Raw genomic sequence first — 14,842 nt, 5'->3', positions numbered from 1 at the left:
AAGAGCAGGTGCACCCGGGTATTGCGGGGCTGGATTTAGGCGAGCTGGTCGGCAGCCACGATGTGCTGTCCGGGTGGATGATCGACGGCCGCCGCGAGCAGCGCGCGGGCGATGCTGGATGCCGGGTTGATGCGCCAGCGGCGCGGCAGCAATGGGCCGGCCACCATCAACGCGGCTGCGAGCAGACGTTCGGCAAAACGCACTTCCGTGCGCTTGCCACCAATCAGGCCGGGCCTTACGAACGTGAGGGAAGAAAAACCTTCCTGCGCCAGGTCGCGCTCAAGTTCGCCCTTCACCCGGTTGTAGAAAAAACGGGATGCAGGATCCGCGCCGGCGGCGGAATTGAGGACATACGTTGGCGTGCCATCCCTGCGCGCCAGGCGGGCAAAGGCCAGCGGGAAATCGTGGTCGACGCGCCGGAACGCGGCCTGCGAGCCCGCCACGCGCATGGTCGTGCCCAGGGCGCAGATGACCGCATCGACTTGCCACCAGGCGGCCCCGGCATCGAGATTCTCAAAATCGACCAGCGGCGCACTCAGCTTCGGATGGGGCGCCAACGCGCTGCGCGTGGGCGCGATCACGCACGCGACGCGTGGATCGGCCAGCGCCAGCGCCAGCGTATGGCGCCCCACCAGGCCGGTCGCGCCGAGAACAAGGATTTTCAGAGCCAGCCCGACTTGCGGAATTTGTAGTACATATAGCCGCACACGATCACCATGGAGCAAATGGCCATGTGATAGCCGTAATGCCATTTCAGTTCCGGCATGTATTCGAAATTCATGCCCCACACGCCGGCAAAGGCCGTGAACACGGCAAAGATCGCGGCGTAGGCTGCCAGGCGTTTATTCACCTCGCTGTCGTCGATGGCCACCATCGACAGGTTCACCTGGATGGCCGTGCCGATGGTGTCGCGCACCGAGTCGAGGCGGCCGAGGATGCGTGCCAGGTGGTCGTGCACGTCGCGAAAATATTCCTGGCAGTTTTCCACCAGCACCGGCACGCGCCCGCCATACAGGCGCCCCATGGCGTCGAGCAGCGGCATGACGGCGTGGCGCAGGACCAAACCTTTACGTTTCAGTTCATACAGACGTTCGATGTTGTCACGCTGGGCGCCGGCACCGCTGGCAAACATTTTTTCTTCGATGATTTCCAGCTCCGCTTCGAGCGCATCGACGATGGGAAAATAGCGGTCGACGATGGCGTCCATCAGCGCGTACAACACAAAGGCTGAACCGATCGACAGCAGGTGCGGCTCGCGCTCGGCGCGTGCGCGCACGCCCACCAGGCCCTGCTGGGCATCGCGACGCACCGACAGCACGTAATTCGCACCGACGAACACCGCGACCTCACCGACCGTCAATTCATCGCCATGCGGCTCGACGGTCTGGATCACGGCGAACAGCGAGTCGCCATACTCCTCGATCTTGGGGCGCTGCTTGCCGCGCAGGGCGTCTTCCACGGCCAGTTCGTGCAGGCCGAATTCTTCCTTCATCGTCGCCAGTTCTTCCGGGGAGGCGTCGCGCAGGGCGACCCAGACGAAACACTTTGGATGGGAAAGGTACTCGCTGATGTCTTCGATGGGAATATCGGCGAGTTTTTTGCCTTCCTGGTAGGCGACGCAATTGATGAGCATGCTGGACTGATAAAGTGACGCGGGTCGCGGATGCGAGAGCTTACTATAAATCAGCCCGACGCTCGCCTACTCGTCCTTCGCCCCGTCGATGCCCAGCTCCGCAATCTTGCGCGTGATGGTGTTGCGCCCGATACCGAGCCGCACCGCCGCGTCGTTCTTGCGTCCGTGCGTGTGCTTGAGCGCGGTCTTGATCAGCGCCGACTCGAACTGTTTACCCAGCACGTCCATCACCTCGACCTGCCCCGCCGCGAGCATGTTCGCGGCCTGCAGTTCCAGCAGGCTGATCCAGCCGTCCGCGCCAGCGGCAAATGCGGCCGGCAGGTTGGACGACATGCCCGACGATGGCGCCGGCACAGCCAGCGCGCCCGCGGCCGACAGCGGCACTGGCGCCGGCAGCACGCTGGCGCCAGCGGCATCGGCCGCGTACGGCGACACGAAGCCGGCGCCCTGTGTCAGGTCGAGTGGCAGATCCTTCACTTCGACGGTCTGGCCGGGCGCCATCACCGTGATCCAGTTGCACAGGTTTTCCAGTTGGCGCACATTGCCCGGCAAGTCCAGCCCGACCAGAAATTGCATGGCCGCTTCGCTCATGCGCTTGGTTTCGCCGCCCAGTTGACGGGCGCTTTGCAGCAGGAAGTGGCGCGCCAGCAGCGGGATGTCTTCGCGCCGTTCGCGCAGGCTTGGCAGGCGCAAACGAATCACGTTCAACCTGTGGAACAAGTCTTCGCGGAACTGGCCTTCGCGCACGCGCTGTTCCAGGTTCTGGTGGGTGGCGGTAATCACGCGCACGTTCGCCTTGATGGGCTGGTGCCCGCCGACGCGGTAGAAATGCCCATCCGACAGCACGCGCAAAAGTCGCGTTTGAAGATCAAAAGGCATGTCGCCGATTTCATCGAGGAACAGCGTGCCGTTCTCGGCCTGTTCGAAGCGGCCGCGCCGGGTCGCCTGGGCACCCGTAAAGGCGCCGCGCTCGTGGCCGAACAGTTCGGACTCGAGCAAATCTTTCGGGATCGCCGCGGTGTTAAGCGCAATAAAAGGTTGCGCGGCGCGCGGGCTGTGCTTGTGCAGCGCATGCGCCACCAGCTCCTTGCCGGTGCCCGATTCGCCCGTGATCAGCACCGTCACGTTCGATTGGGACAAGCGCCCGATGGCGCGGAACACTTCCTGCATGGCGGGCGCCTGGCCCAGGATTTCCGGCGTATCGGCCGGCAGCGTTTCGACCGAGGCTTCGCGCAGGCTCTCTTCGAGCGCGCGCCGGATCAGCGCGACGGCCTTGTCGATGTCGAACGGTTTCGCGAGGTATTCGAAAGCGCCGCCCTGGAACGAGGCGACCGCCGAATCGAGGTCGGAGAAAGCGGTGATGATGATGACCGGCAGACCCGGATGCTGCTCCTTGACCACGGCCAGCAGATCGAGGCCGGATTCACCCGGCATGCGGATGTCGGACACCAGCACTTGCGGGGTGTCGGTTGCAAAGGCGGCCAGCGCGTCGCGCGCGTTGGAGAAGCTGCGCGTCTCCAGGTTTTCACGCGCCAGGGCTTTTTCCAGCACCCAGCGGATGGAGGCGTCGTCGTCGACAATCCAGATTGGCTTCATGTGTTCTTGCTTCCCGCAATGGATAGATCATATTCATCAGGGACTGGCACCCTGATGCATACCCATGGTCAGGGCAGTGGCAGCAGGATCCGGAAATCGGTCAGTCCAGGCCGGCTCTCGCACTCGATCACACCCAGGTGCTGTTGCACGAAGGTCTGCGCCAGCGTCAGGCCCAGCCCGCTGCCGCCATCCCGTCCCGACACCAGCGGATAGAAAATGCGATCGAGGATCTGGGGTGCGATACCCGGTCCATTGTCAGTGATATGCAAGTCTAATGCCAGCCCGTAGCGGATCTTCGCCAGCGTGACCTGGCGCGCCACGCGGGTGCGTAAAACGATCTCCGCATCGCCCGCCGCAATCCGGTCGACCAGGGCTTGCGCGGCGTTGTGGACGATGTTCAGCACCGCCTGGATGAGCTGCTCCATGTCGCCGCGGAACTCGGGAATCGACGCATCGTAGTCGCGCCGGATGGTCAGACCGACCGGGAATTCGGCCAGCACCAGGCTGCGCACCCGTTCGCACACTTCATGGATATTCACGTCGCCGACGATGTGCGGGCGGCGATGGGGCGCCAGCAGGCGGTCAACCAGCGTTTGCAGGCGGTCCGCTTCCTTGATGATGACTTGCGTGTATTCGCGCAGGGCAACCAGGTGCACGTCGGGCAGCTCGAGTTCGAGCAACTGCGCCGCGCCGCGGATACCGCCCAGCGGGTTCTTGATTTCGTGCGCCAGGTTACGGATCAACTCTTTATTGGCCTGGCTCTGGTCGAAGATGCGCTCTTCGCGGTCGAGCTTCAATTGCTGCTCGTACTCGCGCATTTCGATCAGTACTTCCTCGTTGCCCACCACTGACAGGATGCTGTGCACGTGCAGCAGTTCGCGCCCGGGCCGGACCAGGGCCAGATCCTGACGCAGGTCGGCATACTGATGTTCGAGCGACTGCTGGCACAAGGCTTCGAGTTCGGCGCCATTCGTAAACAGGTTCGACAAGCGCTGGCGCGCCAGCGCTTTGAGCGACACGTCGAGCAGGGTTTCGGCTGCAGGGTTGGCATACCGTATCGCGCCCCACTGGTCGACCAGCAACACGCTTGACGCCAACAGGTCGAGGCCGGCGAAGCGTTCGGGTGGCGCCACCGTCATCGGATATTCGACATTTCACGCCGCAGCGCTTCGATATTGCGCTCGGCGCGGGCGATGTCTTCTTTCATCGAGGCGACCCGTTCCTGGTATTTGGCGTAGTTCTTTTCATTGCCCTGGCGTTCAGGCTCGCCGCCGTTGTAGCCAGCCTTCAGGTCGGCCAGCTTTTTTTCTTCGGCGCGCAGTTCTTCGCTGAGGATGCCGCGGCGGTCGTCGTCGCGGGCCTTTTGCGCGGCCCCGTCAACGCGCGGGAAATTGGCCGGACTTGCGATTGGTGCAGACGCACTACCCTGGCGCGAGCTCGCACCACCGCGGCGCACCGGCGCAGGATAGGAGCCGGGCAAATCGAGCGACTTGCAGCCGGCTTTGCTGACGTCGGTAAACTCCACGCGGCCCTGCGCATCGACGCATTTATAAATGGCCGACTGGGCGTGGGCGCCGCCACACAGCAGGGCGGCACAGGCCGCAAACGCGCCTGTAGCAAGTCGGATTGTCATTCGCATCGGGAGGATAAGCACGGGCGATGCCGTGCGTCTATAAAGTCAGCCAAAATATACCGCATCCATGAAAAAACGCGAGGAAAGCCAGGGCTTTGCTCGCGTTTGTTACACCAGCGTAACACTTTCTGGTGTTTTTACTACCCGTTGTTGTCTGCTTGTTAGCAGGAGTAGTACATATCGAACTCGACCGGATGGGTCGTCATGCGCATGCGGGTCACTTCCTGCATTTTCAGTTCGATGTAGGCATCGATCATCGAATCGGAGAACACGCCGCCACGGGTCAGGAACTCGCGGTCCTTGTTCAGTGCGTCGAGGGCTTCTTCCAGCGAAGCGCAGACGGTCGGGATCAGCGCGTCTTCTTCCGGCGGCAGGTGGTACAGGTCTTTCGACGCTGCTTCGCCCGGGTGGATCTTGTTGGCGATACCGTCCAGGCCGGCCATCAGCAGTGCCGCGAAGCACAGGTAGACGTTGGCCAGTGGATCCGGGAAACGGGTCTCGATGCGACGGCCTTTTGGATTGGCGACGTGCGGGATGCGGATCGACGCGGAACGGTTACGGGCCGAGTACGCCAGTTTGACCGGTGCTTCGTAGCCAGGCACCAGGCGCTTGTACGAGTTGGTGCCCGGGTTGGTGATGGCGTTGAGCGCCTTGGCGTGCTTGATGATGCCGCCGATGTAGTACAGGGCGGTATCGGACAGGCCGGCATAGCCGTCGCCGGCGAACAGGTTCTTGCCGTCTTTCCAGATCGACTGGTGCACGTGCATGCCCGAGCCGTTGTCGCCAACGATCGGTTTTGGCATGAAGGTGGCGGTTTTACCGTAGCTGTGGGCCACGTTCCAGACCACGTATTTCAGGTTCTGGGTCCAGTCTGCGCGCTCGACCAGGGTCGAGAAGCGGGTGCCGATTTCGTTCTGGCCGGCGCCGGCCACTTCGTGGTGGTGCACTTCGACCGGAATGCCGAGCGATTCAAGGATCAGGCACATTTCCGAACGCATGTCCTGGAAGCTGTCCACTGGTGGTACCGGGAAGTAGCCGCCCTTGACGGTCGGACGATGGCCGCTGTTGCCGCCTTCGGTCTTGGCATCGGTCGCCCACGACGATTCGTCGGAGTCGATTTTGACGAAGCAGCCGGACATGTCGATTTTCCAGCGCACCGAATCAAAGATGAAGAACTCTGGCTCAGGACCGAAATAGGCGGTGTCGCCCATGCCGGACGATTTCAGGTAAGCCTCGGCGCGCTTGGCGATCGAGCGCGGGTCGCGGTCGTAGCCCTTGCCGTCCGACGGTTCGATGACGTCGCACTGCATGAACAGCGTGGTCTCTTCCATGAACGGGTCGATGTTGGCGGTAGCCGGGTCTGGCATCAGGAGCATGTCCGACGCTTCGATCCCTTTCCAGCCGGCGATCGACGAACCGTCGAAGGCATGGCCGGACTCAAATTTGTCGAGGTCAAAGTGCGACACGGGAACCGTCACGTGTTGCTCTTTGCCGCGCGTATCGGCGAAGCGGAAATCAACGAATTTTACTTCGTTGTCTTTAACCATTTGCAGTACTTCTGCGGCGGACATTGCCATTCGTTTCTCCTAAATGAAAAGGGGGCGTGGTGGCCTTGTTAGCAGCACCACGAGCACCCAGCGATAATAGCAGAATCCATGCCAGCTTAATGTCAATACACCACTACCCGCGAGGAATGGAAAACCCCGTAGTGAGCGCTTAGAATAGGCTTTTGCGCGCCGATTTCGAGTATTGTTGAGCACGATCAAAACGCACCGCACTAGTGCATTCGATCAGCAGCGCACCCGGATGGTGCGCACCGATTTTGTGCATTCGCATTTGTATCTACTGAGGCTACCGCCATGAGTTCCACCGAACGTCTACTTGCCGCCGCCCGCACCCGGGCGCTGGACCAACCGTATGCCGGCGCCGTCACGCCGCAGGAAGCGTATGCGCTGTTGCAGGGCGACCCCAAAGTCAAACTGATCGATGTACGCACCAATGCTGAACGTGACTGGGTCGGCAAGGTCGTCATTCCCGTCACACAGCATGCCGCGGTCGAATGGAGTACCTGGCCGGGTGGCGTGCCCAATCCGGTCTTTGCCGAACAGCTCGATCAAGTCGCGTCGCGCGACGAGGTGCTGATGTTCCTGTGCAGATCGGGCGTGCGCTCAAGGCACGCGGCGCGGGTGGCGACCGAGCGGGGCTATCAGAATGCGTTCGATATCCTGGAGGGTTTCGAAGGCGACAAGGATGCGGAAGGACACCGCAAGAGCGTCGGCGGGTGGTGCAAGGCGGGCTTGCCGTGGATGGGGGCGTAACGGTTTCAAGGGCTTGAGCGCACGCATCCCCCCCCTTTTTTCCGCGACTGTCGCGCCGTCATCCCGACGAACGTCGGGACCCATGCTCAATAAGCGAAACAGTACGCTCGACGCTGTATGGGCCCCGGCCTTCGCCGGGGTGACGGTCTTGATGCTGGTGACGGTCTTCATGCTGGTGACGGTCTTGATGCCGGTGGTGCTTACGGCTTCGCCACATCGACCGACGCCGCCGCTCGCACCCGCTGCCTGACAAAATTGATGTGATTGCGCAGCCCATACAGGGAATCGGCAAACGCCAGCGGAATCGACACCTGGTTCACCCCCGCCTCGATTTCGTCCAGGCGCTTGAGCAATGCATCGCACAGCCCTGCCCGCCCCTCGCCGTCGACCGACTGCGCCAGCTGCTGCTCCACCGCACGCAGTTGCCCGTACCAGCGGTACACGCGCGAGCGGATCCGCCACACGTACAGCGGCGGCACAATCTTCGACAGGGGAATGATCAGCGCAGCCAGCGCCACCGCGATCACGCCCATCCGCTCGAACAGATTGGCCAGCCAGAAACGCATGTAACGCTGCATCAGCGGCGGGCCGTCGCGGTAGAACTTGGCGGCGCCGGGCGCCACCGGAATCTCGGTGTAGCGCGGCGACGGGAACTGGCCCTGCTGCTGAAACCAGCCAGTGCCGCCATGGATATTTGACGCCGCCTGCACGAACAGTTCGATCAGGGCCGGGTGCACGTCTGCGCGCGCGACCAGCGTGGCGGTCGGCGCAATCAGGTGGTAATCCTGGGCCGGGATATCGCGCCCCAGGTCGACGATCCCGCGCGGCAGCACCACGTGCGACAGAAACGGCAAGCGGCGCGTGTAGGCTTCGGCCTGGGCGAAGTTGAACAGCCTGATGCCGGGCGTTTGCAGCAGCATCTGGATCAACGGCGCTTCCGGCGCCGAACTGAACACCAGGCCATCGATGCTGCCGTCCAGCAGCGCCATCGTGGCCGGGGTGTTTTCCAGGGACGTGACTTTCAGGTCCTGCAGTTCGACCCCGTTCACGTCGAGCACCTGTTCAAACAATTTGGGCACGCCGGTGCCGGCGGGACCGAGGTTGATGCGCAGGCCACGCAGGCTGGTCAGCTCGGTGACGGCGACCGGTTCGCGCATGAACAGCCAAACCGGTTCGGTAAACAGGCTGCCCAGCGATTCCAGTCCCGCGGCACTGGCCTGGGCCGCGCCGGCCGAACCGCTTTGCACGAACGCAATATCGACTTTCCCGTCGATGAGTCGCTGCAGATTATCCTGCGAGCCGAGCGACGGTTGCAAGGTGACCGCAATATCGTTTTTGGCAAGGCGCTGCAGGTACTGCTTGCCGAACGCATCGTAGGCACTGTTTTCCTGGCCGGTGGCCATGCTGACGTATTTCGGCGGCGCCGGGTCGACGATCCACCACGCGGCGAACAAGGCTGTCGCCACCAGCACGATGGTCGGACCGGCAGCGACCAGAAAGTCGCGCAGTGAAAAATGGGAGAAGGCGCGGATACGGGTCAGGATTTTTGCACCTGCCCCGCTGGCCCTTGTAGATGCACGCCGCTCCTCACTCACTGCGTGCAGGTTTTAAGCACGGGCGTCGCCGCCGCTGCCGGTGCTGTTGCCGACTTCTGCGGCTCGATCATCGGCATCAGCGTCGGCGCCAGCGTCACCAGCAGTTGCACCGGCAAGGCGCTGGTGAAGTCGTAGTTCGCGGCCTCGGGGCCGTGCACGTACGCCGTCATGCTGCCAAAAAAGCGCTCGCCGATGTTGAAGACGAAGGTGGCCGAACGGTTTACGAAGCGCGACTCGACCAGGCGGCCGCCCTTGGCGTAGACATCGAAGCGCTGGTCGCCGGTACCGGTCTTGCCACCCACGGCGATGATGCTGCCATCGGCCTGCTTGAATGCTTCCTTGACACGCTTGGCAGTGCCGTCCGAGACCACACCCCGAATCGCATCGGCCGCGGTGCGCGCCACGTCGGCGGAAATGACGCGCTCGCGCGCGCCGGCAACCGTGTGCTTGACCAGCGTTTCGTACGGCGTTTTTTCGGCGAAGTGCAGCGCATTGATGCGCTCGACCGGCTTGCGCACGCCGCCATTGATGATAATGCCCATCATCTCGGCCAGCGCGGCGGGACGGTCGGCCGACGCGCCGAGTGTGGTGGCATAAGACGGCACCAGCGAGTCGAACGGATAGCCCATCTTCTTCCACTGCGCGTGGATTTTCAGGAAGGCTTCGACTTCGATCAGGCCGGCGATGCGGCGGTCCTGGGCATATTTGTGGTGCGTCTTGAACAGCCACGAATACACTTCCTGGCGTTCCTTGACGCTGGCCTTCGACAGCTCGTCCCAGTTCGCTTTCGGATGCTTGCGCATATAACCCACCAGCCACAGTTCGAGCGGGTGGATCGACGACACGTAGCCGCGGTCGGCCAGCGACATCGCGCCCGGATCGTAGGTTGCATACATCTTGACGACGCGAGCATCATCGACTTCGTTCGCCGACGGCAGGTTGTCGTGCACGAACTTGCCGAACTGCTCCAGCGTGGCGGTCGGCTCGACGGTGCGGTAGGTGGCGGCCAGGCGCGACGGGGTCGGACGCATGCTGGCCAGCAGCAGTTTTTCGGCCTCAATGGCATCCTTGCCGCGGTATTTCTGATAAAAGCGCATCAGGAAGTCGCGCCCTTCGCGGTCGGCGAAGCGGGCCAGATATTCGGCGCGGCGCGGGTCATCGGCGTCGGCCAGCAGCGCGGCCGAGGAACCCGGCAACTGGAACATGTAGTAGCGCACCACGTCGCGCATCAGGCGCACGAACAGCAGGTTGGTCGAGTGGCGCAGGCCCTCGGTGACGGTCAGGATTTTCGAGTCGTCGTTCTTGCTGAAGTTGCCGAAGGTATGCAAGCCGCCGCCGGTGAAGAAGCCTTCGCCCGGGTTGCCCGAGTACTTGCGCTCCATTGCCGCGTCCAGCATGGCCTTCAGGCCGCGGTCCTTTGGCGCAGCCAGGAAATAATCAACGGCCCAGCGCGACAGGTGGTCCTTCGGATCGATGACGATCTTTTTCAACGCCCCCACATCCTGCGGCTCGTAGCGCTGGTGCAGCTGGTCGACGATGTCGAGGTACGTGACAAGCGTGCGCAGCTTGGCGGTGGAGCCGAGATCGAGCTTGGCGCCTTCGTTGATGTCGAGCGGCTGGTCGTAGTTATCGGTCTGGATGCGCAGGTAATTGACGTCCTTGCCGCGCTCCATCAGCGTGAAACTGTAAACCACTTTGGACGGGTCGCCATTGCCCAGCATGCCCTTGCCGGTGAGACCGGCAGCCACTGCGGTTTCCTGGTCGCGCAGGCGGCGCAGCGCTTCGGTAACCGCCTTCTGGGCGCTGCCGTCGAGCGTGGTAGTGACCGACAGATCGAGGCGGTCGACGTTGTACAGGCGCGAGTCGCCCAGCAGGCCGGCCAGATGCGCGCGGATGGCGTTCGACGCCTTGCGCGACGTGAAGGTGTTGGCCACCGGCGCCGCCACGCCGGAGTGCAGCGCCGGATGCAGCACGGTGGCAATGGCCTTGTCGCGCAATGCCGGCGTGATGACACCGGCCTGGGCCAGCACCCGCAGGTGGCTGTTGGTGAGGGTTTCGAGGTCTTTTTCGCCGGCGCCCAGGTAGTAGGCCGGACGGCGCTGGGCGATCATCAGCGACAGTGCCTCCTTATAGGCCAGCACGGCTTGCGGCGATGTGACATCACCTTTCAGTTCGCGGTTCACTTCGGCGAAGTCGCGCCCGTACCAGACCCACAGCCCGTCGCCGATGCCGTTCACTTCACCGTAGCCGCCCTTGGCCGACAGCGGCACCGTGTTCAAATAATCGAGCACGATCTGGCGCCGCGCGACGGTGGTGTCTTCGCCGCCCTGGTAGGCGCGCAAGGTGGCCGAGGCCATCTGCGTCAATTTGTCGGACAGCGAACTGGTGCGCCCTTCCGGCGAGTGGCGGTACTTTTCGATTTGCGTTGCCAGCGTGCTGCCGCCTGCCACGCGTCCGCCGCTGCCGATGCCGACCGAGTGCAGCGATTTGTCGAACACGGCTTTCGAGAAGCGGTCCCATTCCACTGCCGGATTGCGCTTCGGGTAGGTGGTGTCAAGCAGTTCGCGGTTTTCGATGAACAGCAGGCTGGCCACCAGCAGTGGCGGTGCTTCGTCGAATTTGGCGTAGTAGCGCTCCGGGAAGCGCGATGTGAACAGCGGCGCGGCGCGGCAGTCGAGAATTTCGAGGCCGACCTTGGTTTTTTCGCGGTAGGTGGCGAACAGGCCCAGGTCGGACAGTTCCAGCATCTTCGGCGACAGGTGCGCCTGTGCCGCGATGGAATAGTCGCGCGCCTTGAGCTTGGTGAGATAGTCGGGCAGGTTCGAGTAGCCGAGCCGCTCGTCGTACGGGCTGTCGCTCGGGAAGCGGATGGCGTTGCTGGCGCCCGCTTCCATCTTGTAATTGGCCTTGGCCACCAGTTCGCTGAAGAACCTGGCCTGCATGTTCGAGGTGCGCGATTCGTGCACGGCCCAGAAGGCGAACATCGACAGCAGCACCAGCAACAGCAGCAGCAAGGCCGGTTTGATGCGGCTGCGACGCGGCGGTTGTGAACGCGGCTGGGGCGGGTCTTCGGGTGGCGGTGGATCGATGTCGCCGGCGCCGGGCGCCAACGAATCGGTGGCCGGCACGGCGCCGACCACGGCCAGGTGGGGCGGCACGTGCTGCGTCACGCTGTCCTCATTGAGGGGCACGGCATCATCGGTTCCAGTGCTGAGGTGAGAAGATTCACCGCGCAATTTGCGCGCGGCGCGTTCGACGAGGTGGGTCCGTTGCGAACGGTCTTGGCTATCCATGATGATTCAATCGGTATGATTCTTGTTTCCCTGCCATCGACGCTGCAAGCATGTGCCGCGCGTGGCCGAGGTTGCGTAAAAGGTAGTTGCTGGTCACGGTGACAAGCTGTATCTACAGCCGCCATCCGCAGCTACCATTCCACCACACCGACACCTCGTGCACGAAGCACTGTTCAACTAATTTGATCTGACCCGCTCATTTTCGCATAAAAACAACGTCGGGATTTTCAACACGTAAGGCAGCCAGCGCATGCAGGCAGTAGTACTGAAACCAGAGCCCGGTGAAGATGAATATCACAAGGTAAAGCCATAGCGACAACAAGGCTAGTACGGGAAACAACACCACCGAGATCAGGGCGCCGCCGATCCACGCCATGCCGGGCAAGGCGCCGGCCGCGCCGGAGATCGTGCCGATCAACAGCAGTGCGCGCCGGTGGCGCTGGCGCAGGATGCGCAGTTCGTCGGCGCTGGCGTAATCGGCCAGCGCGTCGTAGCTCATCACGCGCGCCGTCAGCGCACCCCACAGCAAGGCATGCACCAGCAACGCCAGCGGCGCAAAAAAGTACAGCGGCAAGGTCACCAGCCACAGCACGATGAATACCACCACCGCCGACAGGTTGACCAGCACGCTGCCCAGGAGGCTGCCGCCGTGCTTTTTTTCCAGCTCGGGGTAGGCGTGCGTGCCGACGTGGCGGCCGATGGCGGGCATCGCGGCCAGGCCCATGAACAGCAGCGAGGTGCAGATCATCAGCGGCAGCAGCAACAGCAAGGCGACCAGCGGGACCACCAGGGTTTGCACCATGCCCAGGCCCATGCTGCGCATCCAGCTGCTGCCGCTGGCGAACCAGCCATGCTCGGTGAAGATGGCCTGCACCGTGTCGACCAGCGGCTGTGCGCCGAAGGTCAGCGCCACGCCCCACAGCACCACCGACATGAGCAGCGGCGCCACCGACAGCAGCAGCATCTTGCGGCTGAACTGCGCGCGCAGCGCGCGCCGATAGGACGGAAAGACGGCGCGCATCAAGACGCCTTGCGGCGGCGCAAGGTGGCGGCCAGGCGGTGCAGGCCGAGCCACTGCTGGCGCCAGAAGCCGCGCCCGTAGTCGCGCCCGGCCAGCTGGTCGCGGATGCCGGTGGCGGCAAACTGCGGCGTGAAATTGGCGCTGCCGAAGGCGATGTCCCACCATGGCAGCAGCACGCCGAAATTGCAGCCGCCCAGCGTGTCCTTGCCTTTTGATTCATGGCCGATGCCGATGGCGTGGTGCATGCGGTGAAAGCGCGGCGACACCAGCAGGCGCTCGCCCAGAGCGCCGAAATGGATGCGCACGTTCGCGTGCTGCAGGCTTTGCAGTGCGCGCGAGACCGACACCAGCAGCACGTACTGCGCTGGGGCGACGCCGATCGCCAGCGCGATCACGGCCAGATAAATGTCGTGCGTGACGTCATCCAACAGGTGGTTGCGGTTGTCGCTCCACAGATTCATGTCGCGCTGGCTGTGGTGCAGACTGTGCAGCGCCCAGCCCTGGCGAATGCTGTGCTGACCGCGGTGGTACCAGTATTCGAAAAAGTCCAGCACCACCAGGTAGATGAAAAAGCTGGTCACCGCCGACATCCCTGGCAGTATCGATTCCAGGTTGAACGGATGCACGCCTTCGAGGCGCAGCAGGCCGGCCACATGGTCCATCAAGGGATCGAGGGTGAAGAAGGCGGCGATGGAAAACAGGCCGAGCCGGTGCACCATGGTGTAAATAAAATCGGTCCGGCGGGCGCGCTTGTCGGCCAGCGCCTGCACCGGAATCATGGCCTCCAGCGGACGCAGGATGATGTACAGCGCCGCCACTTCGAGCAGGCCCATCATGAACCACTCGGTGCCTTCGAAGGCTTCTTCGATATAGGCACCAAAGCCGGTGGAATAGATGACAGGTTCGATCAGGGTCTCGAACAGCCAGCCCTGGGCGATGCCGAACCAATCTGCGAAATGCTCGATCATGGATGCTTTTTGTAGTCGGGATGTTCCCGCAGTGTAGCGAAACAAAAGCCTTTCTGCTGCAGGCCGGCAATCAAGGGGTCCAGGTTGGCCGGCATCCACGGGTCCTTGCGCGACCAGATGCCCATGTGGCCCATGATGATGTCGCCATCTTTGAGATGATTCAGCATGCCGGCCAACAGCTGCGCATTCGAAAATTTTTCGCTCGATGTTTCATCACCACTGAAGCCGGCCTGGGCCCAGGCCACGTGCCGGAAGCCGCATGCTTGCGCGGCCGCCAGTGTATTCGGCGACGTGTGGCCACCCGGGGCGCGCCAGATCGGATCGATGTGGTGGCCGGTCAGTTCGACAAAGCGGGTGTCGACGCGGCGCAGTTCGCGGCAGTAGGCGGCCGCATCCATCGTCTGCTTCTGGCCACCGTGCGCGCCGAACTGCGGCTTGACCAGCATCGCGCCGTGCGCCAGATCCTGTTGCCAGTAGACGTGATCGAAGGTGTGGGTGCCGATGGCGTGGCCTTCGGCGACGCGCGCCTTCCAGTAGGCCGACCACGACGGGTCGAGCGACCAGTCGCCGCGCACGGTCTTTTCGTTGGCGAGAAAAAAAGTCGCCTTGATGGCATGTTTGTTCAGCGTGGCGGCAATCAGCTCGGCCTGCGACTGGCTGCCGGTGTCGAAGGTGAGATAGGCGGTGGCTTTGCAGGCAGCGGGGGCCGCCGCCAGCACCGGGGCACCGCTTGCCAGCATCACCAGGGCCGCGATGGCGCGCGCTTGCATAAGGGTGGCCACCAG

General features: G+C 63.0%; 12 protein-coding genes. 1 reads left to right on the top strand and 11 read right to left on the bottom strand.

All coding sequences use genetic code 11. The features are described 5' to 3' along the window. Nucleotides 1-35 precede the first annotated feature (35 nt). From V6M87_RS18695 to glnA, 6 genes are all read right to left on the bottom strand, one after another. Nucleotides 36-665, bottom strand: a complete 630-nt coding sequence (locus V6M87_RS18695; RefSeq protein WP_332878252.1) for an NAD(P)H-binding protein — start codon at nt 663-665, stop codon at nt 36-38. Further along, on the bottom strand, nt 662-1,633 hold the full coding sequence (gene corA / locus V6M87_RS18690; protein ID WP_332878162.1) for a magnesium/cobalt transporter CorA: 972 nt from the start codon (nt 1,631-1,633) through the stop codon (nt 662-664). Before corA ends, V6M87_RS18695 begins: the two co-directional genes overlap by 4 nt. Before the next feature lie 66 nt (nt 1,634-1,699). Next, nucleotides 1,700-3,229 carry a nitrogen regulation protein NR(I) gene (ntrC, locus tag V6M87_RS18685; protein ID WP_332878161.1) on the bottom strand — a complete coding sequence of 510 codons (1,530 nt, stop codon included), beginning with the start codon at nt 3,227-3,229 and terminating at the stop codon, nt 1,700-1,702. Nucleotides 3,230-3,297: 68 nt separating this feature from the next. Beyond that, a complete protein-coding gene (gene glnL / locus V6M87_RS18680) occupies nt 3,298-4,368 on the bottom strand; it encodes a nitrogen regulation protein NR(II) (protein ID WP_332878160.1) in 1,071 nt (356 codons plus the stop codon). Continuing rightward, a complete protein-coding gene (locus V6M87_RS18675) occupies nt 4,365-4,862 on the bottom strand; it encodes a DUF4124 domain-containing protein (protein WP_332878159.1) in 498 nt (165 codons plus the stop codon). The genes glnL and V6M87_RS18675 overlap by 4 nt, the downstream gene beginning before the upstream one ends. Before the next feature lie 161 nt (nt 4,863-5,023). Then, the gene (gene glnA, locus V6M87_RS18670) at nt 5,024-6,439 is read right to left on the bottom strand and encodes a type I glutamate--ammonia ligase (protein WP_332878158.1); all 1,416 of its coding nucleotides are present in this window, start codon (nt 6,437-6,439) and stop codon (nt 5,024-5,026) included. Nucleotides 6,440-6,721: 282 nt separating this feature from the next. Between glnA and V6M87_RS18665 the strand changes: the two genes are divergently transcribed. Then, the gene (locus V6M87_RS18665) at nt 6,722-7,180 is read left to right on the top strand and encodes a rhodanese-like domain-containing protein (protein ID WP_332878157.1); all 459 of its coding nucleotides are present in this window, start codon (nt 6,722-6,724) and stop codon (nt 7,178-7,180) included. A 200-nt stretch (nt 7,181-7,380) separates the two neighbouring features. Here V6M87_RS18665 and V6M87_RS18660 read toward each other — a convergent pair whose 3' ends face one another. The 5 genes from V6M87_RS18660 to V6M87_RS18640 all read right to left on the bottom strand — a co-directional run bounded on the left by V6M87_RS18660 (nt 7,381) and on the right by V6M87_RS18640 (nt 14,827). Then, nucleotides 7,381-8,721 (bottom strand): TAXI family TRAP transporter solute-binding subunit, encoded by a 1,341-nt coding sequence (locus V6M87_RS18660; RefSeq protein WP_332878251.1) that lies wholly within the window; start codon nt 8,719-8,721, stop codon nt 7,381-7,383. A 50-nt stretch (nt 8,722-8,771) separates the two neighbouring features. Beyond that, the gene (locus V6M87_RS18655; protein ID WP_332878156.1) at nt 8,772-12,068 is read right to left on the bottom strand and encodes a transglycosylase domain-containing protein; all 3,297 of its coding nucleotides are present in this window, start codon (nt 12,066-12,068) and stop codon (nt 8,772-8,774) included. Nucleotides 12,069-12,264: 196 nt separating this feature from the next. Next, the gene (locus V6M87_RS18650) at nt 12,265-13,089 is read right to left on the bottom strand and encodes an EI24 domain-containing protein (RefSeq protein WP_332878155.1); all 825 of its coding nucleotides are present in this window, start codon (nt 13,087-13,089) and stop codon (nt 12,265-12,267) included. Further along, the gene (locus V6M87_RS18645) at nt 13,089-14,057 is read right to left on the bottom strand and encodes a sterol desaturase family protein (RefSeq protein ID WP_332878154.1); all 969 of its coding nucleotides are present in this window, start codon (nt 14,055-14,057) and stop codon (nt 13,089-13,091) included. Before V6M87_RS18645 ends, V6M87_RS18650 begins: the two co-directional genes overlap by 1 nt. Then, the gene (locus V6M87_RS18640) at nt 14,054-14,827 is read right to left on the bottom strand and encodes a polysaccharide deacetylase family protein (RefSeq protein ID WP_442920618.1); all 774 of its coding nucleotides are present in this window, start codon (nt 14,825-14,827) and stop codon (nt 14,054-14,056) included. Before V6M87_RS18640 ends, V6M87_RS18645 begins: the two co-directional genes overlap by 4 nt. Nucleotides 14,828-14,842 lie beyond the last annotated feature (15 nt).

The sequence above is a fragment of the Massilia sp. S19_KUP03_FR1 genome, assembly GCF_036688685.1.
Classification (GTDB): domain Bacteria; phylum Pseudomonadota; class Gammaproteobacteria; order Burkholderiales; family Burkholderiaceae_D; genus JALYUM01.
The sequence above is the reverse complement of the archived record's forward strand: the minus strand, read 5'-3'. Positions and strand labels throughout refer to the sequence as shown.